This is a genomic window from Ensifer sp. 38_S197, assembly GCF_056924495.1.
The window spans coordinates 2897967-2920473 of sequence record NZ_JBXOVZ010000002.1 but is presented as its reverse complement, the minus strand read 5'-3'; the positions used below and the strand labels follow the sequence as shown (position 1 = coordinate 2920473).

The window sequence follows — 22507 nt, the reverse complement described above, 5'->3', positions numbered from 1 at the left end:
GCTTTCGATCAAGGGCGCGCCAAGGTGTGTGGGACAAAGGTATTGGCAGTATGAATTTTCCGGGGCTGGTTGGTTTACGAGTAGCGGGAGCGCGGCGCTCCGCCCTGATTTTCATGCTGGCAGCCGGGCTTGCCGGATGCGGCACGCGTGCCGCCGTCAACGACACCTTCAGCCTTTCGGCTTCGCCCGTTGTCGAAGGACGCGCGTCGACCGGCAAGCAGATCCTTGTGCCGGAGCCGACGGCGGTGAAGGCGCTCGACAGCGACCAGGTCGTCGTCCGTCTGTCCGGTTCCGAGCTGCAATATCTCTCCAAGGCCCAATGGAGCGACCGGCTGCCGAAGCTGGTGCAGGCGAAGCTCGTGCAGGCCTTCGAGGACACCGGCAAGGTCGGCGGCGTCGGCAAGCCGGGCCAGGGGCTGGCGATCGATTATCAGGTGATCACCGAAATCCGCGCCTTCGAGGTTTCGACGGAGGGTGCCGATACGGCTGTCGTCGAAATCTTCGCGAAAATCCTCAACGACCGCAACGGCACGGTGCGGGCGCAAAAAGCGTTTCGCGCCACGGCCGGCGTCAAGGGCGCCGGCAATCCGGCCTTCATCAAGGCGATGGACCAGGCCTTTGCCGGCGTCTCCGCCGAGATCGTCAGCTGGACACTGGGCACCATCTGACGCCCGTTATTCAACGCCGGCCGTCTCGATACGGTTGATCACTTCCGCAACGCCTTGCATGTGCCTTGCCGCCTCTTCGGCGCGGATAACTTCGGCTGCGGTTGCCACGAAGCCGGCGAGTATGATCGTATTGCCTTTGGCGGTCACCGTGATGTCGGCGGCATCGAGGCCGGGCGCCACCGCCAGGAAATGGGCAACGCGGCGCTCCAGTTCCGCCGGGTTGTCCGCGGCCTGCCGCTCCGGCTCGTCGCCGTAGAATGTTCGCTTCTTGAAGATCATCGCATCCACCTTGCTCAACGCAGGGGAAACGTCGGATGCCCACGCTTTGTTCGCCTGTTTCATCCGAAACAGCGGGAAATCCTCAGCCGTGCCATGTGTCTCTGCAAGCGACGGGATCTGTCGCGGTCACGAACGGCAGGCAGGGGACATATTCGATGCGCGGCTCTTTTTTCGCCATGGCTCTGGCGATAGCGATGACACTTGCCTTCGGCATGCCGGCCCAGGCCGAAAACTACAGCTATGGCCAACGACTGAGCTGCGTCGTCAAAACCGTGAAGACCTACGGCGCCTATGGCAGGGTCATCCTGAAGAAGGCGCGTGTCTGCGGTTAGCGTGTCGAGAGCGGATCGCGCTTGGCGAACCGCTCTCAAATCTTGCCTTTATGGCCAGCGCACCACCGGCGGCAGGGACGACAGGATCGACTCGACGTTGCCGCCGGTCTTCAGGCCGAAGATGGTGCCGCGGTCGTAGAGCAGGTTGAACTCGACATAGCGACCGCGCCGTACGAGCTGCTCGTCCCGGTCTTCTTCGGTCCAGGGCATGTTGAAGTTGGTGCGGACGATCTTGGGGTAGACGAGGGCAAAGGCCTTGCCGACGTCGCGGGTGAAGGCAAAATCCGCATCCCAGCCGCCCTGTTCCTCGGACGAATGCAGCCAATCGTAGAAGATGCCGCCGGTACCGCGCGGCTCGTTGCGGTGCGGCAGGAAGAAATAGTCGTCGCACCACTTCTTGAACTTGGCGTGGTCGGCAACCGCATGACGGCTGCAGGTGATTTCCATGGCGCGATGGAAGAGCTGCGTGTCCGCGTCGGTCATGACGCGGCGGCGGTCGAGCACCGGCGTCAGGTCGGCGCCGCCGCCAAACCAGTTGCTCGTCGTCACCACCATGCGCGTGTTCATATGCACGGCCGGCACGTTGGGGTTCACGGGATGGGCGATCAGCGAAATGCCGGACGCCCAGAAGCGAGGATCCTCCGCTGCACCCGGGATCTGACTGCGGAATTCGGGCGAGAACTCGCCGTAGACGGTCGAGGTGTGGACCCCGACCTTTTCGAAGACGCGGCCCTCCATCATCGACATGCGGCCGCCGCCGCCATTGCCGTCGTCGCGGCTCCAATCCCTGCCGACGAAGCGCCCGGGCGCACGATCGGAGAGAGGACCGGTCAGGTCATCCTCGATCGCCTCGAAGGCCGCGCAGATGGTGTCGCGCAGCCCTTCGAACCACGCACGCGCCTCCGCCTTCTTCTCTTCGATATCAGCAGGGAGGCCTGGGGGGAGTTGCGGTCGTTCCATGGAAAATTACGTCCTGTTGGCGGGTTTCCCGATGAAATTCCGCCGATTCGATTGAAGTCGCCACAGTTCATACTTTCGCGCCGATGGCAACGCCGGTCCAGCGCCTCGGGCGGTCTGTCGCGCCACGGCGCCGTGTGTCTCGCAAGACGGGCAGGGCCGCCATCACGGTCAAGACTGCTGCATCTACCAGCGCCAATCTAAGGAATACATGCAGCGACAGTTTGGCCGTACGACGAAGCCTGCCGCCGAACAAAGCCCTGGCAAAGCTCAAGCGCCGTCACTATCTTAGCGCTTAGAGGTATAGCCCATGGCAAGAATACCTGCAGGCCCGCCGCTCGATGGTTTGCGACGGCAGATCGCCCGGCATCGCCGGGACAATCCGACACGAGGCGATAGCCTTTTCGTGCGGGAAACCTTTCGGCTCAATCGCAGCGCCGCCCGAGCCAAGGCACGGGAATGGTTCGATACCTGGCCGAAGGCCGCCTATTGGACCGAGGTCGAAAGCTGGCGGCAGCTCGAGGGCGACGAGATCGAGTTCACCATGCGCCGCCTGCCGTCTGCCGACTAGCCGAGTTCGGTCGCGCTCTCAGCCGTGGCTATCGTCATCCATGAGCCGCGGACCGGCGCCTTCCATCGACAGCACGTCGTGCGGGTTGCGCAGCGGACATTCACGCAGCGACAGGCAGCCGCAGCCGATGCAGCCCGTGAGGTGATCGCGCAGGGCCATCAGGCTGGCAATGCGTTCGTTCAGTTGCTCGCGCCAATTCTCGGACAATCTGCCCCAGTCTGCCACCGTCAGCGGACGATCGTCCGGCAGCACCGACAATGCGTTCTGAATTTCAGCCAGGGGGATGCCGGTGCGCTGTGCCACCTTGATGACCGCGACGCGCCTGAGCACGCTGCGCGGATAACGGCGCTGGTTGCCGCGGGTGCGGTTGCTGCGGATCAGGCCCTTGGCCTCGTAGAAGTGTAAGGTGGAGACCGCGACGCCGCTGCGTTCGGCCACTTCGCCGACTGTCAGCTCGCGGCGCAATTCGCCGCTCTTCACAATTGTCATAATCGCTATTGACCTCAACTATTGTTGAGGTTTTATAGCATTGGCTCCATGACGTCGACAACAGGAGCTTGATCCCATGACTGAGAAAATGACCCTTGCCGTGATCTATGGCAGCGCGCGCCAGGGTCGCTTCTGCGATACGGTCGCCAACTGGTTGATCCGCGAGCTTTCGGCTTCCGAGACCTTTACCCTGACGATCATCGACCCGGCGCGGCTCAGGACCTCGCGCGGCCTTGGTGCCGCGGTCAATCCGGGCGAGTGGCTGGAACGCAAGATCGCCGAGGCCGATGCCTTCATCATCGTCACGCCCGAATACAATCACGGTTACCCGGCCGCGCTGAAGGAGCTGATCGATTCGGTCTACGAGCCCTGGCACGCCAAGCCGGTCTCCTTCGTCTCCTATGGCGGCGCCTCGGGCGGCATTCGCGCCGTCGAGCAGTTGCGCCAGGTTTTCGGCGAGTTGCATACGGTGACGCTGCGCGATGGGATCACACTCCCCAAGGCTTGGTCGAAGTTCGACGCCGCCGGCAACCTCTACAAGCCCGAGGAACTGCGTGCGCCGCTGTTCCTGATGATGGACCGGCTGACCTGGTGGGCGCGCGTTCTTAAACAGGCGCGCAAGAGCGCACCGTACAACGAGGTGGCAGCGTAACACGCCGAGAGCCATGGAGGGGCGGTACCGCTTCTGCGGCGCCGGCTGCGGCCAACAGCCAGGGCAGGAGGTAGCAATGCTTACGCCATCAGGCTGGAGAGACCTGCCGTATCGCTTCGCCGGCGATCATCGCGGCGGAGATCGCGATGTTCAGCGAGCGCTGGCCCTCGGCCATGGGAATGAGCACGCGGCCGTCGGCGCGCTCGTGCATATGGTCGGGCACGCCGGCGCTTTCCCGGCCGAAGAGCAGGATGTCGTCCGGACGGAACGCGAAGCGCGTATAGGGCAGGGCGGCCTTGGTCGAGGCGAGCACCAGCCTTCGGCCGCTTTCCGCCCGCCACGCCTCGAACCGCTCCCAGTTGACGTGACGGGTGAGCGCGACCGAAGCGATATAGTCCATGCCGGCGCGCTTCAGGTTGCGGTCGGAAAGGTCGAAGCCGGCCGGCTCGATTACGTCGACGGAAAGCCCGAGGCAGGCGGCAAGACGCAGGATCGTGCCGGTATTGCCGGGAATGTCGGGCTGGTAGAGGGCGATGCGCAGATTGCTCACGTCAGGTCACTCGTTTCCGGGGGCATCGCGCCGCGCATCAAACTCCGCAGCCAGGATACCCATCATGATGTCGTCGTGCCATTCACCGTCGATCAGCGCCGACTCGCGTTCACGACCCTCGATCGAGAATCCGGACTTGAGATAGGCGGCGATCGCCCGCTCGTTGAAGGCGAGAACCCTCAACGAGACCCGATGAAGGGCAAGTTCATCGAAGGCATAGGCCAATACCCGCTTGGTGACCGCAGTGCCAAGACCCTTGCCGAGGCGCCCAGGATCGAAAATGCCAATGGCGAAGCTCGCGCGCCGATCAGCGTGATTGCTGTTGTCGAGCCTGACTTCACCGACAAGGCCGTCCTGGTCGATGATCCAGGCAGCCGGGTGTGCCGCGATCCGTGCGATCCAGGCGGCTGCCTCGCGGTGGCTGAAGAGGCCGGGGAACGCCCTGCCTGCACCGAACATCCGGTAGATATCCGGATCGCGGCCGAGCCTCAGGCGCGCATCCACATCACCGTCACGAGGGCGCCGAAGGACAAAGCCGACACCTTGAAGATCAGGAGGCGTATCCGATGAAGCGTTCATCCCTGTTCTCCGCTGCGAAAAGTCCGCCACTGCTTGCTTTTGCGGTCGCTCATTTTGCCGGCGCTAATCTGTGCCGAAACGGCAACAGATCCGCGTACGATGAAAAATTGTGCAAGAAACAGCCTGCGACAATCTGGCATGCCGCCGCGAATAAGGGTAGAGATCAAGCCTCTTCAACGCGAACCGACGGAGGCAAACATGAATGTATTGATGTTGACACGCCTTCCTGGAGTAGTGGGCCACCGTTTGGCCTGACCGGTTCCGCGACCTATCTTTTAACAGATCGACGCGCTTCCGGGACTCCGGAAGACGAAGCTCTCTTTCGGGCTGCATTTCCGGACCGACTTTTTCATCCTAAGAACGCGGGGAAACCCGCTTTCCTTCAAAATACTCTGAAGGAGCAATGCAATGTTTGGCTGGTTTGAATCCCGCCTCAATCCCTATCCGGCGGAGGAGCCGACGCTCCCGCCGAAAAGCCTTTTCGGCTTCTGCTGGCATTATTCCAAGCCGGCCGTGCCGTGGCTTCTCATCATGTCCGTCTGCACGATGCTGATTGCCATCGGCGAAGTGGCGCTGTTCCAGTTCCTCGGCAACATGGTCGACTGGCTGTCGAGCGCCAACCGCGAGACTTTCCTCCAGGCCGAGGGCGGCAGGCTCTTCTGGATGGGCGCGCTGGTGCTCATCGGCCTGCCAGGTCTCGTCGCCCTCGACTCGCTGGTCATGCACCAGGTGCTGCTCGGCAACTATCCGATGATCGCCCGCTGGCAGATGCACCGTTATCTCCTACGCCAGAGCATGACCTTCTTTGCCAACGAGTTTGCCGGACGCGTGGCGACGAAGGTGATGCAGACCTCGCTTGCGGTGCGCGAAACGGTGATGAAGATCCTCGACGTCTTCGTCTATGTCGTCAGCTATTTCGTCACCATGCTCGCGGTTGTGGCGACCGCCGACTGGCGGCTGGTGATCCCGCTCGCCATCTGGCTCGCGATCTATATCTGCATCGTCGGCTATTTCGTGCCGCGCCTGCAGAAGATCTCCAAAGAGCAGGCCGATGCGCGCTCGATGATGACCGGCCGGATTGTCGACAGCTACACCAATATCGGTACGGTCAAGCTCTTCTCGCATGCGGGGCGGGAGGAAGGCTATGCGCGGGATGGCATGGACAGCTTCCTTGACACCGTGCATCGCCAGATGCGCAAGGTGACGCTGTTCCACATCCTGGTTTACGCCAACAACAGCGTCGCGCTCTTCGCCATCGCGGCACTCGGCATCCATTTGTGGCTGACCAGTGCCATCTCCGTCGGCGCGATCGCGATCGCCGTCGGTCTCGCCATGCGCATCAACGGCATGTCGCAGTGGATCATGTGGGAAGTCTCGGCGCTGTTCGAGAATATCGGCACGGTCTATGACGGCATCGGCATGATGACCAAGGCGCACGACATCGTCGACGAGCCGGATGCCAAGGCGCTGAAGGCGGACAAGGGGGCGATCGCCTTCGACAACATCCGCTTCCACTACGGCAAGGCCAAGGGCGTCATCGATCACCTGTCGCTCGACATCAGACCCGGCGAGAAGATCGGTCTGGTCGGCCGCTCGGGCGCCGGCAAGACAACGCTGATGAACCTGCTGCTGCGCTTCTACGATCTCGAGGAGGGCGCGATCCGGATCGACGGCAAGGATATCTCCACCGTCACCCAGGACAGCCTGCGCGCCCAGATCGGTGTCGTGACGCAGGATACCTCGCTGCTGCACCGTTCCATTCGCGACAACATCGCCTACGGCCATCCGGAAGCGGACGATGAGGCGATCATCGCGGCGGCAAAGAAGGCGAATGCCTGGGACTTCATCCAGGGCCTCGAGGACAACCAGGGCCGCAAGGGACTGGACGCGCAGGTCGGCGAACGCGGCGTCAAGCTCTCCGGCGGTCAGCGGCAGCGCATCGCGATCGCGCGCGTGTTCCTGAAGGATGCACCGATCCTGATCCTCGACGAGGCGACCTCGGCGCTCGATTCGGAAGTCGAAGCGGCGATCCAGGAAAACCTCTTCGCGCTGATGGCCGGCAAGACGGTGATCGCGATCGCCCACCGCCTGTCGACGCTGACGGAGATGGACCGGCTGGTGATCCTCGAAGCGGGCCGCATCGTCGAGACGGGTTCACACGGCGAACTCGTCGCCAAGGGCGGCCTTTATGCCGATCTCTGGTCGCGCCAATCCGGCGGCTTCATCGCCGACGACGTCGAAAAAGAAGAGGCGGCGGAGTAAGATACCTGTGGCCCGTCGTTCGAAAGAGCGGCGGGCTGCGGTCTTGGACGTTACGTATTTGTAATCAGCAATTGCGTTGAAACCGATTGCTGTTGCCGCCGAACCGCCTATATCGGAACAATGCTCAGCGCCATCGTCAGCCTTTTCGAGAACTGGATCAAGCCGTTCGCGCCGCGCGAGCGCCTACAGCCGCCTAAATCGCTCTGGGGTTTCGCCTGGTTCTACGCCGGCCAGGCAAAGGGACCGTTCATTGCCATGGCCGTGCTCGGCGGTCTCGTCGCCATGCTCGAAGCCGGCCTGTTCTATTTCGTCGGACGGCTCGTCGACGTTCTCGACACGGTGAAGCCCGAGGCCGGCTGGAGCGGCCTGATCGCCGCCAACGGGCCGGAACTCCTGTTCATGCTGCTGACGGTTATGGTGTTCCGCTTTGTCGCGGTGTCGCTGGCCGCGCTCGTCGAAGAGCAGTCGATCATCACCGGCTTTCTCAACCTGGTGCGCTGGCAGTCCTATGTGCATGTGGCGCGCCAGTCGCTCACCTTCTTCCAGAACGATTTCTCCGGCCGCATCGTCACCAAGGTCTGGGCCGGCGCCCAGGCGACGAGCGATCTCATCGTCTCGCTGCTGCAGGTCGTCTGGTTCATCGTCATCTACACGGCTTCCACCATGGCGCTGATCGCGCAGCTCGACTGGCGTCTTGCGGCGATGGTCGCCTTCTGGATCGTCGTCTTTCTGTCGCTTGCGCGCTACTTCGTTCCGCGCATCCGCAAACATGCCCGTGACACGGCCGAAATGGCATCGATGCTGAATGGCCGCATGGTCGATGCCTATTCCAATATCCAGACGCTGAAGCTCTTCGGTCGCGACGAGGAGAACGATCGCTACATCCGCTCCGGCTTCGATCGGTTCCAGGGGGCGGTCATTCCGTTCACGCGGCTGCTGACGGCGGTGCGTGCGTCGCTGGCGCTGCTTTCCGGCCTGATGATCACGGCCATCGCCGTCTATTCGATCCACCTCTGGCTCGGCGGCGCGATCAGTTCCGGCGCCATCGCCTTCACGCTGGCGCTGGTGCTCCGGCTCAACATGCTGCTTGGCCGCATGATGACCCAGTTCAATGCGATCATGCGCAACATCGGCACGATCCAGAACTCGGCCGAACTCGTGTCGCAGCCGATCGGTCTCGTCGACCGGCCCGGTGCCGCAGAGCTTGCCGTCAGCAAGCCGGAGATCCGCTTCGAACACGTGCGCTTCCATTACGGCAAGGGCGAGCGCGTCATCGACGACTTTTCGCTGATCGTCCGTCCGGGTGAGAAGGTGGGTATCGTCGGGCGCTCCGGCGCCGGAAAATCGACCCTGGTCAATCTGCTGCTGCGCTTCTACGACCTCGAGGGCGGGCGGATCCTGATCGACGGGCAGGATATCGCGGCGGTCACGCAGGAGTCCCTGCGTGCCCAGGTCGGCATGGTCAGCCAGGATACCTCGCTGCTGCACCGCTCGATCCGCGACAACATCCTGTTCGGCCGACCCGATGCAAGCGGGGAGCAACTGATTGCCGCCGCGCGCAAGGCGGAAGCCCACGACTTCATTCTCGGTCTGCAGGACCAGCGCGGCCGCAAGGGGTTCGATGCCCATGTCGGCGAGCGCGGCGTCAAGCTTTCTGGCGGTCAGCGGCAGCGCATCGCGATTGCCCGGGTGATGCTGAAGGACGCGCCGATCCTCGTGCTCGACGAGGCGACCTCGGCGCTCGATTCAGAGGTCGAGGCGGCGATCCAGTCCAACCTCGACCGGCTGATGCAGGGCAAGACAGTGCTCGCGATCGCGCACCGGCTTTCGACGATCGCAGCGCTCGACCGGCTGGTCGTCATGGACAAGGGGCGGATCGTGGAGGAGGGAACCCACGCGGAGCTCGTCGCCCGCGGCGGGCTTTACGCAGGCCTCTGGTCGCGCCAATCGGGCGGATTTCTCGCCCGCGACGAAGCGGCGGAGTAGGGCGCCCGTCGAGCGCTTCCACACCCACTCGATCAGCCTGAATTCACCCTAACCGGCGAGCGTCAAGTCCTTGTGCCGATTGGCCGCGCTTTTCCCCGCGACAATCTGCCCACATCCCCTTGTCAAGGCTGGACATAATTTGCGATCAAGCATAGAACGCGCCGGATTGACGGGGAATCTGTGTGCCGTGCGCGCGCAGAATTTTTCCGGATTCTGGTGCCGACGTCGTGTTTGCAGCCGCAAGACGACGGGGGCGACAGCACTATGAATAGGGCGTGGTTCCTTGACCTGGATCAAGTCGCAAGGGGCAGGAATTTCGCCGGGGGCGGATGCGGTTTCCGCAATATTGCGTGAGAGGATGGTTTAGCCGTGAGCGAACACGACACTTCAAGCGAGGCCTTGGGCGAGCCCACTCGCCGCGATTTCCTTTATCTGGCTACCGGTATGGCAGGCGTCGTCGGCGCCGGTGCTGTCGCTTGGCCGTTCATCGACCAGATGCGTCCGGATGCATCGACGCTCGCGCTCGCCTCGATCGAGGTTGACGTTTCGAGCCTGCAGCCCGGCATGTCGCTGACGGCGAAATGGCGCGGCAAGCCGATCTTCATCCGCAACCGTACGGAAAAGGAAGTCGAAGAGGCAAAGGCCGTCAAGCTCGACGAGCTGAAGGACCCGGTTGCGCGCAATGCCAACCTTCCGGCCGAAGCACAGGCAAGCGACGTCGATCGCTCTGCCGGCGAGGGCAAGGAAAACTGGATCGTCATGATCGGTTCCTGCACCCATCTCGGCTGCGTGCCGCTTGGCCAGGCCGGTGACTTCGGTGGCTGGTTCTGTCCCTGCCACGGTTCGCACTACGATACGGCCGGCCGCATCCGCAAGGGTCCGGCGCCGGAGAACCTTCACGTGCCGACCTTCGCGTTCGTTTCCGACACAGTTATCAAGATCGGTTGAGGGGACTACTGATAATGAGTGCTGAACATTCAACCTACACGCCGACGACTGGCATTGAGAAATGGGTTGATTCCCGTCTGCCGTTGCCGCGTCTCGTTCACGATAGCTTCATCAGCTATCCGGTTCCCCGGAACCTGAATTATGCCTACACCTTCGGTGCCATGCTTTCGGTCATGCTGGTCGTCCAGATCCTGACCGGCATCGTGCTGGCGATGCACTACGGCGCCGACACGGTCGTTGCCTTCAATTCCGTCGAAAAGATCATGCGCGACGTCAACCACGGCTGGCTGCTGCGCTACATGCATGCCAACGGCGCATCCTTCTTCTTCATCGCCGTCTACCTGCACATCGCCCGCGGTCTCTACTACGGCTCCTACAAGGCGCCGCGCGAAATCCTCTGGATCCTCGGCGTGGTCATCTATCTGCTGATGATGGCGACCGGCTTCATGGGTTACGTTCTGCCCTGGGGTCAGATGTCCTTCTGGGGCGCGACCGTTATCACCGGCTTCTTCACCGCATTCCCGCTGGTGGGCGAGTGGATTCAGCAGTTCCTGCTCGGCGGCTTCGCGGTCGACAACCCGACGCTGAACCGCTTCTTCTCGCTGCACTACCTGCTGCCCTTCATGATAGCCGGCGTCGTCGTCCTGCACATCTGGGCGCTGCACGTCACCGGCCAGACCAACCCGACCGGCGTCGAAGTCAAGTCGAAGACCGACACCGTTCCCTTCACGCCCTATGCGACGCTGAAGGATGCGCTCGGCGTCTCCGTCTTCCTGATCGTTTACGCCTGGTTCGTCTTCTATATGCCGAACTTCCTCGGCCACCCGGACAACTACATTCCGGCTGACGCGCTGAAGACGCCTGCCCACATCGTTCCGGAATGGTATTACCTGCCGTTCTACGCGATGCTGCGCGCCATCACCTTCAACATCGGCCCGATCGACTCCAAGCTCGGCGGCGTTCTGGTGATGTTCGGCTCGATCCTCGTCCTGTTCTTCCTGCCCTGGCTCGACACGTCCAAGGTCCGCTCGGCCGTCTACCGCCCGTGGTACAAGCTGTTCTTCTGGATCTTCGTCGCCAACGCCATCATGCTCGGCTGGCTCGGCTCGCGCCCTGCAGAAGGCCTCTACGTCGTGATGTCGCAGATCGGCACGCTGTACTACTTCGGCTTCTTCCTCGTCGTCATGCCGGTTCTCGGCCTGATCGAAACGCCGAAGCGCATTCCGAACTCCATCACCGAAGCGGTGCTGGAAAAGAAGAATGCCAAGGCGCAGCCGGCCGCCGCGCGCGCCTGATCAGAACAGCGATTGATAAGGAACCCACAACAATGAAAAAGCTTGTTACAGGCATTCTGTCACTCGCTGTCGTCGCTGGTCTCGGTCTCGGTGCAGCAGTCGCCGAAGAGGCGAAGGGCGGCGAGGAGCATGCCGGCGGTACGCCTCACTATCCGATCCACAAGCCGGAACAGCAGGAATGGAGCTTCGCCGGCCCCTTCGGTCACTATGACAAGGGCCAGCTTCAGCGCGGCCTGAAGGTCTACACCGAAGTCTGTTCGGCATGCCACTCGATGAACCTGGTGGCCTTCCGTACGCTCGAAGACCTCGGCTACTCGGAAGCGCAGGTGAAGGCGTTTGCGGCGAACTACGAAGTTCAGGACGGCCCGAATGCCGAAGGTGAGATGTTCACCCGCAAGGCTCTGCCGTCCGACCACTTCCCGTCGCCCTTTCCGAACAAGGAAGCGGCCGCGGCTGCGAACAACGGTGCAGCGCCACCGGACTTCTCGCTCATCGCCAAGGCGCGCGGTATCGAGCGCGGTTTCCCGCAGTTCATCTTCGACATGTTCTGGCCCTACCAGGAAGGCGGCCCGGACTACATCCACGCGCTGCTGACGGGCTACCAGGATCCGCCGCAGGGCGTCGAAGTCGCCGAAGGCACGCACTACAACCCGTACTTCGCCAACGCTGCCGCTCTGGCGATGGCTCAGCCGATCTCCAACGACCAGGTCACCTACGACGACGGCACGCCGCAGACGGTCGACCAGTACGCCAAGGACGTTGCCTCGTTCCTGATGTGGGCGGCCGAGCCGCACCTCGAAGAGCGCAAGCGCACCGGCTTCATGGTCATGGTGTTCCTGCTGATCTTCACCGGCCTCGTCTACCTCACGAAGAAGTCGGTCTACGCCAACAAGGAACATTGACCAGATGCCGGCTTAAGCCGGCGCTGATCGAGACCCAGCAAGAGGCCCCGGTTCGTCCGGGGCCTTTTTCGTTTTGGGGGTATCTGATCGCTGTACCTACTGCCGGGGCGGAAGATCGAAGACACGGAACCATGCAGCATTGCGCGTTCAGTACAAATCTGGATAGAGGTGATTGTCGTTACAACTAGGGTTCACCTAATGTACATCTCGGCCGTTCGACTGCTTAACGAGGCAAGTTTTCAAGATACCGGAGAGGTCAAGTTCGGTCCAACGCTGAACTTCATTGTCGGGCAAAACAACACCGGAAAGTCAGCGTTCCTTAAGTCGCTCGCCAGCGTATGGTCCCCGAATCCGTTTCGTGACGACAAGATTTTCAGGCACGAACAATTGGTCGCACCAGAGCAACATCTGAAGGTCAAGTTTTCGGGACCCGAACTTCTGGGAGCGTGGCAACGACGCGGAGGAGGGATCACTTGGAACTCCACCAGGGGGGAGCAAGCGGTGAGGCAGGCCGTCACCGAATTCTTCTCCTTGTCCGCTTGGGTGCCCGATCTCACACGCTCCGACGCTTTTTCCCGGATAGTGGATCCGCCACACAGTAGAGAAGGAGGTCAGGGGTTCGGATTCAGTGCGGGCCCGGAAGGACCGAAGTTCACCGGCTATGGGCAATACGGTGAACTTTCAACAATTCTGGATACTCGGTGGGGCGAAGCTGTTTTTCTGTTCAATGCCCAGCGATACAACGTTGGCCTCTGCAACATTTCAATGCCCGAGCGCTTGCAGTCAGATGCCGCCAACCTCCCTGCCGTCCTAATGCGCCTGCAGGGTAATCAGGGGGACGTCTTTCGAACCTTGGTGCAGCATATGAGGGACATCTTTCCTTCGGTTAAAAACCTCAGTGTTACAAGCCCGAACGCCAGCCAACAGCTAGAGATTTTGGTTTGGCCAGTCGTTGAGCAACTACACCGCGAGATCAGTACCAGTCTCAATGAGAGCGGGACGGGGCTTTCTCAGGTCTTGGCTATCTTAACTGTGGCGATGACAATGACAGAGAGCATCATTCTCATCGATGAGATTGGTAGTTTTCTGCACCCCTCCGCAGCTAAGAATCTGGTTCGCATTCTTGAGACGCACTACTCTCAGCATCAATACATCATCACCACGCACTCTACCGACGTTCTTACCTCCTGTTCACCGTCAACCGTTCATTTGGTTCAGAAGACGGACTTCACCTCCTCAATCACTCCAATCGATCTTCAGAAGGTCTCTGACTTGCGTGGAGTTGCCTTTGAGTTGGGTGTGTCCATGGCTGACGTGTTTGCGTCGCAGCACGTGATATGGGTCGAAGGTCCCACGGAGGAAATTTGCTTTCCGTATATTTTCGAAGAGACACGCGAAGACACGGCTGAGGAGCGACGTGCGATATCGCCACAGTTTGTAGCTGTTGTGGCCACTGGAGATTTCACCGCAAGGCGCAACCGGCACGAGTTGGTGTTCGATATATACGATCGGCTGAGCCGGGCCTCTGCAGCCCTGGCCGGTGCTGCCACGTTCGCTTTTGACAGAGAAGAGCTGAGTGAAGAACAAATTGCCGCACTCCGGAAGCGTGCCGGCGAGCGACTGCGCATTTTGCCCCGGCGGCACTTCGAGTGCTACCTACTGTCTCCCCGAGCAATTGCTTCGGTTATGAACTCTGCGTTGGAGGGAGATCCTGTTACAGCAGAAATGGTCAGCAATTTTCTCGGTGAAAACGCTGATCACGCCAAGTTCAAGGCCGAGGACGAGTGGACCGGTGCGCTAGATGATGGGGCGTGGCTGGCTAAGGTTGATGCAGCGCGGCTCCTGGAAGCCACGTTTTCGGAGTTAAGTGAGGCTCGCTTGAGTTTCAGCAAGCGGCAGCATTCCTTCTTGTTGCTGAAAGCGATCATGGAAAACGACAGGGCATTGATTCACGAACTCATCACGTTCGTCCATGAGCTCGTGGAGCTTGCGAGGGCCGGTTAACGTTTCGCCAAGGGTGCTGTTAGGTTTTTTCGCGGAAGCAATCTGCCGCGTGTTGTCCGCACATCGAAAACGATCCCATCTCGCGATGGGGTTGTTGTATCCTCCCGATGTCGCGGCCGCTTAGCCGGAGCGCCTAACGGCGTGGGCAAGCATCGTACAGACCTCGCCGGTATCCGACGCCAAAGGTCCGGGTGATGGGCTTGTCCGCATCGCTGCGGGCGCCACACGAGCTTTCAATCCGCGACGATCCATTGCGGGTTCCAGGCGATCTCCCAAAGGTGGCCGTCGGGGTCGTGGAAGTAGCCAGAATAGCCGCCCCAGAAACGTTCGCGTGCGCGATCGGTAACGATCGCGCCGGCATCTTCGGCCTGTTTCATGACAGCGTCCACCTCCTGCCTTGAATTGACGATATGTCCGATTGACACGGCGCCGAGGCGCGCCTGCGTCGGGGATATCTTTGCGTCGTTGGCAAGCGAAGCCGCGGGAAAGAGCGCCAGTATCAGGTCGTCGCCCATGTGGAAAAAGACCACTGCGCCGTCCTCGAATTCCTGGCCGATAATTCCCTGGGTCGGAAGCCCCATGCCGTCGCGATAGAAGGCCAGTGACCTTTCAAGGTCGTTTACCGCGAGCGTGAGGACTTTCAGCCGTGGTTTCATACCCGCCTCTCGATCTACTGTTTCCTTTAATCGCAGCCGATTAGAGGACAAAAACATGCGGCAGATCCAAGTGCTGCAGCGGCCTTTGCGCGTCGGAAAGACGCTCGGCGCTGTAGGCGAAGGCATTTCCGCACCGGCCGCACCAACCCCTTCCGGGACATTATAATGCAGGATGGTTGCCTTTTCGCTGGAGGATCGAGCTCGGAAGCAAGGATATGGGCTTAGCCGCCCCGATCAGTACTGCTCGATCAGGATTGGCATCGTGGGCATGCGAAAACGGCCCCGTTTTTGACGGGACCGTTCACGAGATAACCTTTGATTTCCGCCGCTTAGCTGAAGCGGCCGGCGGCGTGGGCGAGCATCGTGTAGACCTTGCCGGTATCCGACGTCAGGTAGGTCTGGGTGATGCGCTTGTCCGGGTCGTTGCGGGCAACGTCGGCGAGCAGCTTCTCGAAGTCGGCGATGTAGCGGTCGACGGCGGTACGGAACTCCGGCTCGCGGTCGTACTTGCGCTTGATCTCGTCGAAGGTCTGCTGGCCCTTCAGCGTGTAGAGGCGACGGGTGAAGACGTCGCGCTCGCCGCGCTGGTAACGGCGCCACAGTTCGACCGAGGCATCGTGATCGATGGCGCGGGCGATGTCGACCGACAGCGAGTTCAGCGACTCGACGACGTGGCGCGGATTGCGGCTGTCGCCGGTGCGGGCCGCAGGCTGCGCTTCGGCCGGGCGCTGCGGCGCCGGCGAGGGCGCCTCTTCGCGCGATGCCGCACGCAGCAGATCGCGCATCCAGCCACCACCTTCAGCAACCTCGCTGGTCACCGCCTGCGACGGAGCGGGCTGGCGAATGGCCGGCTGCTCGATGCCGAGGCTTCCGCGCAGCGCCGGGGCCGGTTCCTGCCGGGCCGGCTGCTGCACTACGGGCTGTTGAGCGACCGGCTGAGGCTGAGCGACCGGCTGAGGTTGAGCGGCCGGCTGCTGCGGCTGGGGCGCAGGCTGCTGCTGCACCGGACGAGAGACCGGGGCGGCGGGCTGCTGACGCAGCGGCTGGGCGACTTCGAGCTGCGTCGAGGACTTGCCGATGATGTCGGACAGTTCCTGCAGCGCCTTGATCTGTTCGCCGACAGCGCGACGCATGACCGCCGCATTTTCCTTTGCCTCTTCCGGCAGGTCAAAGGCGCCGCGCTTCAGTTCTTCGCGGGTCATGTCGAGTTCCTTGCGGATCTCGCCGGCCGAGCGACGGATTTCGTCGGTGGCACCGCTGAAGCGGCCAATCGCCTCGTCGATCGCCACGCGAACCGCGTCGCGCAGTTGGCCGGCAACGCCGTCGGACTTCTTGCCGCTCTCGGCGAGCATGCGCTCGATGTCGGACACCGAGGCCGCGACGCTGCCGCGCAGACGCGAGGCCACTTCCTTGGAGCGTTCCTCGGCATTGGCGAAGGCGCCTTCGATCGATGCACCGGCATCTTCGCCGATTTTGGCGATCGCCTGGCGCAGGGCTTCCGACGCGCCGAGCGCACGGCCCTCGACCGAAGAGAGCGTCTTGTTGACGTCGGCAAACGAGGTCTCGACGCCGGAGCGAAGCGTATCGGCGATCTGGCGCGAGCGCTCCTCGGCCCGGCTGAAGACTTGCTCGACCGACGCACCGGCTTCGTCGCCGGCCTGGGCGAGCGTGTTGCGCAGCGCTTCGGCAGCCTCGGCCGCGCGCTGTTCGGCGCTGGTCAGCAGGCGACCGACATCCGAGAAGGATTGCTGGATACCGCTGCGCAGGTTGCCGGCAACGAGGCCCGAACGCTCTTCGGCGCGCTGGAAGGCGCCATCGACGAAGCCTTCGAGCGCACGCATGGTCCGTTCGATCTCTTCCGAGCGCTGGACGAGGCCGACCGAAAGGGTGCGCAGCGCATCCTGCCGCTCCTCGAGCGTGCTGACGAGGTTCGATTGGGCAGCACCAAGCAGGTCGGACGCCTGGCTCAGCACCTTCGAGTGATCCTCGAAGCGGCCGACGATGCCGCCGATCTGCGACAGGGTCGAGGCGGAAATGTCGGAAAGCTTGTCGACCTTGCCTTCGATCAGGCGGGTCGAGGTCGACAGCATGTCGGAGGCCTGACGGGTCGATTCCGATACGCGGGCGATCGTCGATTCCAGACGCTGGTCCATTTCGCCGAGGTTGTTGCTCGCCTGGTCGATAACCGTGGCGATCGCGGCGTTGTTGTTGGCGAGCTGGTCGATCAGGCCCATGGCGGTGGACTGCAGACGGTTCTCGACCATCTTCATCGCCTTTGCCGTTTCTTCGGCGCGGTGCGAGATCGCGTTCAGCGTTTCGCCGGTGCGCTCGGCAATGGCGTTGACGAGGGCGGCGTTTTCCGCACGCAGGCGGTCGGCGCTTTCCTGGGTCATGGCGGCAATGCGCTCGGCGGCCTCGCGGCCGGTCGCGGCATATTGGTCGATGACCGGGCGGGCCTGCTCGTCGATCAGGCGCGACAGTTCCAGCGAACGGCCGGCGAGCATCGAGTTGAGCTCGCGGGTGCGGTCGTCGAGCGTGTTACGGATCGCTTCGCCACGGGCTTCGAGCGCCTTCTCGGTGCTGGCGAGGCCCTGGTGAATATTCTCCGCGTGGCTGGCGATCTGGCTGTGCGTGGCCGCCAGCCGTGCCGTTACCGTATCGGCCGCGTCGGCGATCGAACGGGCAAGATCGGCGTGACGCGCTGCGGTAGCGGCAGCCTTCTGCTCGATCGTATCGGCAAGCTCCGCATGGCGGGCGGCGGTTGCTGCTGCCGTCTGGTCAATCGTGTTGGCAAACTCGGCCTGGCGGGCGGCAAGCGCCGAGGCGAAATCGTCGCCGGCCCTGGAGAGGAGCTCGGCGGAGCGTGCTGCTTCCGCGTCGATCTCCCGAGCGACATCGCTGACGGCGCCGCGAAGCGTGGTCGCGAGACCAGCAGCCTTGCCTTCGATGCGTGCGGCCTCTGCGTCGAGCTCCTGGGCGACTTCGCCGACCGCGCCGCGAAGCGTGGTCGCAAGCCCAGCAGCCTTGCCTTCGAAGCGCGCGGCTTCGGCGTCGAGTTCCTGGGCGACATCGCCGACCGCGCCACGAAGCGTGGTGACGAGACCGGCGGCCTTGTCCTCGATGCGGACGGCTTCCGCGTCGAACTCCTGGGCCACGTCGCCAACGGCGCTGCGCAGATTGCTGACGAGATCGCTGGTCTTGCCTTCGAGGCGGGAGGCTTCCGCGTCCAGATCCTGCGTTGCTTCGTTGACCGCACCGCGCAGGCTGCTGACGAGCACGGCGGCCTTGCCCTCGATCGTGCGGTTGACGTTTTCAAGGCCGATGTTGAGGGCACGATCCATTGTGCCGAGGCGCTCGGCGATGTGCTCGGCACCAGCTTCGATGGCACCGGTGATCCGGCTTGCCGCCATCTCGCTCATGCGATCGATGTCGCCCGCCCGGTCGCCGAGGCTGTTGGCGATCCGCTGGCCGGCGCCATCGACGATCTCGTTGACGCTGCCGACGCTGTCGCGGACCCGTTCCTCAAGCGAGCTGAGGCTGACTTCCAGGCGCAGGCCGGTATCGTCGACCAGGGCGTTGACGTCGTTGACGCTGCCGCGGATGCGATCCTGCAGGGCACCAAGGCTGTTTTCGATGAGAGTGCCGGTGTCGCCGACGACCGAACCGACGCTGCTGACGCTGCCACGGATCCGATCTTCCAGCGCATTGAGGCCGCTTTCGACGCGGGCCGCGGCATCGTCGACGACGGAGCCGACATTGGCAACGCTACCGCGGATGCGGTTTTCAAGCGCGCCGAGATTGCTTTCGATGCGGGCGCCGGTGTCGTCGACAACCGTGCCGACATTGCCGACGGTGTTGCGAATGCGATCTTCGAGCACGCCGACGCGGGTTTCGATATGCATGCCCGTTTCGTCGACGATCGAGCCGATGGTGCCGGCGCTTTCGCGCATGCGCTCCTCGAGAGAGCCAAGGCTCGTCTCGATGCGCAGGCCGGTGTCGTCGAGGCGGTCGTTGATGCCGTTGATCGACATGTCGACGCGGTTGGTCAGGCTGTCGGCCGCCAGGCTGATCTGATTGGCGGTTTCGGCCAGGCGCTCGGCAATATTGCCGGTTGTCGAGCGCATGCGGGCTTCGAGCGCTTCGCCGCTGCGGTCGATGACGCCGGCAAGCGCAGACTGGCGCTCATCCAGCGACATTTCGAGCATGCTGGCGCTGGTGGCAAGCGTCGTGGCGATTGCGGTCGACTGATCGGCCAGCATGCCTTCGAGCTGATCGCGGCCCTGGCCGACGGCGAGGTTGATGGCGTCGATGCGGTCGTCCAGCGTGGCGCGGATCTGTTCGTGCGTCGACGACAGGGTATCGCGCAGGTGCTCGGCGCGGCCGCTCAGCGTCTGCTCGATTTCGGCTGCCTTGCCGGCGAGCGAAGCGGTCGCTTCGGTCGTGCGTGCCGTCAGGGCATCGGCGATGTGCGCGCTGGTCTCGGTCAGCGTGTCGGAGATCTTGCCGACGCGATCGCTGAGGTCCTCGGCAATGCGGGCGCTCGTCTGGGTGAGGGTGTCGGAGATCTGGCTGACGCGGCCGCCGAGGTTTTCGGCGATCGTGTTGACGCTCTCGGAAAGCTTCTGCTCGATATCGCCGACGCGGTCGGTCATGGTTTCGGCGACGGCCGTCGCGCGGAACGTCAGGCTGTCGGCCACGTCTTCGGCGTGGCGGCTCAGCGTGTTGGCCATTTCATTGGCGCGAGACGACATCGTCGAGGTGATGGCGGCGGCACGTTCGGCGAGCACGCCATCGAGAGCCGAGGTCTGGCTCGTAAGCGCTTCGGAGATCGCTTCGCCACGTTCGGACAGAACGCGCTCCAGCCGATCGGCTGTGCCGCTGACGGCGTTGTCGATCGAGTCGGCGCCCATGGACAGGATGGTCGAAAGGGCGAGCGTGCGCTCGGAGAGCGTGTTGTCCAGGCGGTGCTGGCTGGCAGCGATCGCGCTGGTGATCTCATCCGTCGAGCCGCTGAGCGTCTGTTCGATGCGGGCGTGGGCGGCGTGCAGGCCGTCGACGAAGGCGGCGGTGCGGGTATCCAGTCCCTCGGTCAGGCGCTGTTCGCTGGTGGTGAGCGCGCTGGCGAGCGCGTCGGCGCGCTGGCCGAAGCCGCTCTCGATGCGCTCCTGCGCCTGCGAGAGGGCGCCCATGAGGCCGCCGGTCTTCTCGGAGAGAACGGCATCGATGCGGCTGTGGGCATCACCGACCAGGTTGCTGAGTTCCGAGGTGCGGCTGGCGAGCGTCTCCTCGATGAAGTCCTGGGTCGCGCCGAGCGTCGTCGCCAGCGTCAGCGACTGATCGGAGAGAGCAGAGCCGATCTTCTCGATGCTGCTGTCGAGCGCGCCGCCGATCGCTTCCGAGCCGCCGGAGACGGTCTCGTTGATGCGGTGCAGGCTTTCCATGAGCTTGGTGTCGAGCATGCTCGCACGCTTGTCGAAGGCGGAAGCAAACTCGTGGAAGCGCTCGTCGAAGGCGGTCGCGAGCTGGCCGACGGTGGTCTGCAGCTTCTCTTCGAAGAAGCCGCCGCGCAGGTCCAGATCCATGATCGCATCGTCGGCGCTGGAGCGCAGGCTCTGGCGGAAGCTTGCGCCTTTCTCGTCAAGCGTGGCGTTGAGCGAGGCGAGGACGTCATCGAGGCCGCCGGTGATCGCCTGCTGGCCGACACTGAGGCTTTCATTGAGGTCACGCGTGCGGGCGATCAGCGTCTCGTTGAGCTGGCGCGCACGGTCGTTGAGCGCCGCGTTCAGCCGCTCGGTGCTGGCGTCGAGCGAGGAGGCCCGTGTCTCGAACTGGCTGAGCAGGTCTTCGCCGCGCTTCGTCAGCGTCTCGCTCAACTGGTCAAGCCGGGTATCGAATTCGGTGCTGAGGCCAAGGCCGGCGGCAGTCAGGCCGGAAAGCAGCGCATCCGTGCGGGACGACAGCATGGTGCCGATCGACTGCAGGGCGCTGTCGGACTTTTCGCTGAGGGCTGCGGCGCGCGTGTCGATCAGCGAGGCGAAGGCTTCGCCCGAAATGGCAATGCGCGAGGCGATGTCGTCGCTCGCCTGTTCCAGGTCGTCCTTCAGCTTGCTGTGGGCGCCCGATATCGCCGAGCGGATACGCTCCGAATGACCGATGATCGCTTCACGCTCGAGGCCGAGTTCCTGGACCAGCGTGCGAACGCGCAGTTCGTTTTCGCTGTAGCTGCGCTCGAGCGCGTTGACTTCCGAATGCACCAGCGTTTCGAGCTCGGTGGCGCGCGCGATCGTGCGCTCGATACCCTCGTTCATGGCCGACACTTCGCGGCGAACGGCCTGGCCGACGGTCATGACGCGATCGGCTGCAGCCGTTTCGGGCTCGGCGAGGCGCAGCGCGACCTCGGCCATGGACCGGGCGGCGTTGCGCAGTTCCTGCGCACGGGCGATCATGATGGCGAAGGAGAAGAAGAGCATGACCGGCAGCAGGATGCCGATCGCGACGCCAATGGCGCCCGGCGTCGCAGCGAGATCGCTCAGCGAGCGGATCTGCCAGATTTGCGGCCCATAGAGCAGGTTGGCAATGCCGAGGCCGGCGATGGCCCAGATGACCGACACCAGCGCAGCAACCCGGATCGCGGCGCGATTGGAACGCACGTCAAGCGCGCGCAGCATCGCAGCCGGCGATCGGCGACCGTCGTCGTTGGCGGCGGAAAGGGCAGGGGATTTCGGCGCAGGTTCCGGTGCGAGCGTCTTGGCCGCTTCGGCACCGCGCGCGGCGCGGGATGACTCCGGTTGAGACTTCGCTCTTTTATTCTGATCGGGCGCGTGCGCCTGATTGCCGGGCTGAGACACATTTTCCTCCGGATCATCCAAGGAAGTCTTGTCGTTCGGGCTCGAGTTAAGCTCGTCGAAATCGATCTTCAGGGCAGCTTCCAAAGCCTGGAAGGCCTTTTCGTCGATTGACTCATTGCTCTTTTTCGTCGCCATAGGGATACGCCTCATTACCTTTTGCCAGCGACAACACTGCCAGCGCTCGCGCACAACGGGCGGGCCGGATTTCTTCCTCGCGGGCTGTGACGGCAAGATACGCGCATCGGATCTACGCAATACCCTACTGATCACACACTGCATTGCCTCGACGGATAGTCACATTTGTGGCCGAAAGGGACCACGTGTTGAGCTTATCCACCGGAACGGTTGCCATTTTCGCACGTAGGCAAGTTCCTAAGCGTATCGTAGTGACACATTAGCTGGGTTCTTACAATTAAGAGCGCTTGGGCTTAGTTAAAATCCTAATGAAATCTTAATGCGATAACGGTGCCAAAGCCAGAAAATATAAGGAAATCAGCCGGTTTAACGGCCGTTAACCATTTTCCCAGAT

At 62.7% G+C, this 22507-nt stretch carries 18 protein-coding genes; 11 read left to right on the top strand and 7 right to left on the bottom strand.

Annotated elements, in window-relative coordinates; genetic code table 11:
• Window positions 1–50: 50 nt before the first annotated feature.
• Window positions 51–668, top strand: a complete 618-nt coding sequence (locus AC1Z3V_RS27190) for an ABC-type transport auxiliary lipoprotein family protein (RefSeq protein WP_483502802.1) — start codon at window positions 51–53, stop codon at window positions 666–668.
• Window positions 669–674: 6 nt separating this feature from the next.
• On the opposite strand, the gene AC1Z3V_RS27185 is transcribed toward AC1Z3V_RS27190, so the two are convergent.
• Entirely contained in the window at window positions 675–947 is a 273-nt protein-coding gene (locus tag AC1Z3V_RS27185) for a BON domain-containing protein (RefSeq protein ID WP_429815602.1), read from the bottom strand.
• A 155-nt stretch (window positions 948–1102) separates the two neighbouring features.
• On the opposite strand from AC1Z3V_RS27185, the gene AC1Z3V_RS27180 reads away from it, so the two are divergent.
• Complete coding sequence (locus AC1Z3V_RS27180) at window positions 1103–1279, top strand: hypothetical protein (protein ID WP_483502800.1); 177 nt, start codon at window positions 1103–1105, stop codon at window positions 1277–1279.
• Between the two features lie 48 nt (window positions 1280–1327).
• Here AC1Z3V_RS27180 and hemF read toward each other — a convergent pair whose 3' ends face one another.
• The gene (hemF, locus tag AC1Z3V_RS27175) at window positions 1328–2239 is read right to left on the bottom strand and encodes an oxygen-dependent coproporphyrinogen oxidase (protein WP_483502798.1); all 912 of its coding nucleotides are present in this window, start codon (window positions 2237–2239) and stop codon (window positions 1328–1330) included.
• 307 nt (window positions 2240–2546) lie between these two features.
• On the opposite strand from hemF, the gene AC1Z3V_RS27170 reads away from it, so the two are divergent.
• A complete protein-coding gene (locus AC1Z3V_RS27170) occupies window positions 2547–2807 on the top strand; it encodes a hypothetical protein (RefSeq protein WP_173516665.1) in 261 nt (86 codons plus the stop codon).
• Between the two features lie 18 nt (window positions 2808–2825).
• Here the strand turns inward: AC1Z3V_RS27170 and soxR are convergent, their stop codons facing one another.
• Window positions 2826–3296 carry a redox-sensitive transcriptional activator SoxR gene (soxR, locus tag AC1Z3V_RS27165; RefSeq protein WP_483502796.1) on the bottom strand — a complete coding sequence of 157 codons (471 nt, stop codon included), beginning with the start codon at window positions 3294–3296 and terminating at the stop codon, window positions 2826–2828.
• Window positions 3297–3372: 76 nt separating this feature from the next.
• Here soxR and AC1Z3V_RS27160 point away from each other — a divergent pair, with 76 nt between their 5' ends.
• On the top strand, window positions 3373–3948 hold the full coding sequence (locus tag AC1Z3V_RS27160; protein WP_429815589.1) for an NADPH-dependent FMN reductase: 576 nt from the start codon (window positions 3373–3375) through the stop codon (window positions 3946–3948).
• Between the two features lie 88 nt (window positions 3949–4036).
• Here the strand turns inward: AC1Z3V_RS27160 and AC1Z3V_RS27155 are convergent, their stop codons facing one another.
• Together AC1Z3V_RS27155 and AC1Z3V_RS27150 are read right to left on the bottom strand one after the other, a co-directional pair.
• Window positions 4037–4498 carry a tRNA (cytidine(34)-2'-O)-methyltransferase gene (locus AC1Z3V_RS27155; RefSeq protein ID WP_483502794.1) on the bottom strand — a complete coding sequence of 154 codons (462 nt, stop codon included), beginning with the start codon at window positions 4496–4498 and terminating at the stop codon, window positions 4037–4039.
• Between the two features lie 6 nt (window positions 4499–4504).
• Window positions 4505–5077, bottom strand: coding sequence for a GNAT family N-acetyltransferase (locus AC1Z3V_RS27150; protein WP_483502792.1), 573 nt, complete (start codon window positions 5075–5077; stop codon window positions 4505–4507).
• Here AC1Z3V_RS27150 and AC1Z3V_RS27145 point away from each other — a divergent pair.
• From AC1Z3V_RS27145 to AC1Z3V_RS27115, 7 genes are all read left to right on the top strand, one after another.
• On the top strand, window positions 5065–5502 hold the full coding sequence (locus AC1Z3V_RS27145; protein ID WP_483502790.1) for a hypothetical protein: 438 nt from the start codon (window positions 5065–5067) through the stop codon (window positions 5500–5502). The genes AC1Z3V_RS27150 and AC1Z3V_RS27145 overlap by 13 nt on opposite strands.
• Window positions 5486–7339, top strand: coding sequence for an ABC transporter ATP-binding protein (locus AC1Z3V_RS27140; RefSeq protein WP_483502788.1), 1854 nt, complete (start codon window positions 5486–5488; stop codon window positions 7337–7339). The genes AC1Z3V_RS27145 and AC1Z3V_RS27140 overlap by 17 nt, the downstream gene beginning before the upstream one ends.
• A gap of 120 nt (window positions 7340–7459) precedes the next feature.
• The gene (locus AC1Z3V_RS27135) at window positions 7460–9325 is read left to right on the top strand and encodes an ABC transporter ATP-binding protein (protein ID WP_483502786.1); all 1866 of its coding nucleotides are present in this window, start codon (window positions 7460–7462) and stop codon (window positions 9323–9325) included.
• A 369-nt stretch (window positions 9326–9694) separates the two neighbouring features.
• Window positions 9695–10273 carry a ubiquinol-cytochrome c reductase iron-sulfur subunit gene (gene petA / locus AC1Z3V_RS27130; RefSeq protein ID WP_173516657.1) on the top strand — a complete coding sequence of 193 codons (579 nt, stop codon included), beginning with the start codon at window positions 9695–9697 and terminating at the stop codon, window positions 10271–10273.
• Window positions 10274–10287: 14 nt separating this feature from the next.
• Window positions 10288–11568, top strand: coding sequence for a cytochrome b (locus AC1Z3V_RS27125; RefSeq protein ID WP_483502784.1), 1281 nt, complete (start codon window positions 10288–10290; stop codon window positions 11566–11568).
• A 32-nt stretch (window positions 11569–11600) separates the two neighbouring features.
• Window positions 11601–12470: a cytochrome c1 gene (locus tag AC1Z3V_RS27120; protein WP_429815569.1), complete on the top strand. Its 870-nt coding sequence runs from the start codon at window positions 11601–11603 to the stop codon at window positions 12468–12470.
• Window positions 12471–12668: 198 nt separating this feature from the next.
• Window positions 12669–14474 carry an ATP-dependent nuclease gene (locus AC1Z3V_RS27115; RefSeq protein WP_483502782.1) on the top strand — a complete coding sequence of 602 codons (1806 nt, stop codon included), beginning with the start codon at window positions 12669–12671 and terminating at the stop codon, window positions 14472–14474.
• Window positions 14475–14707: 233 nt separating this feature from the next.
• Here the strand turns inward: AC1Z3V_RS27115 and AC1Z3V_RS27110 are convergent, their stop codons facing one another.
• Window positions 14708–15130 (bottom strand): VOC family protein, encoded by a 423-nt coding sequence (locus tag AC1Z3V_RS27110; RefSeq protein ID WP_483502781.1) that lies wholly within the window; start codon window positions 15128–15130, stop codon window positions 14708–14710.
• A gap of 329 nt (window positions 15131–15459) precedes the next feature.
• Complete coding sequence (locus AC1Z3V_RS27105) at window positions 15460–22113, bottom strand: apolipoprotein A-IV repeat region-like domain-containing protein (RefSeq protein WP_483502779.1); 6654 nt, start codon at window positions 22111–22113, stop codon at window positions 15460–15462.
• Between the last annotated feature and the right edge of the window lie 394 nt (window positions 22114–22507).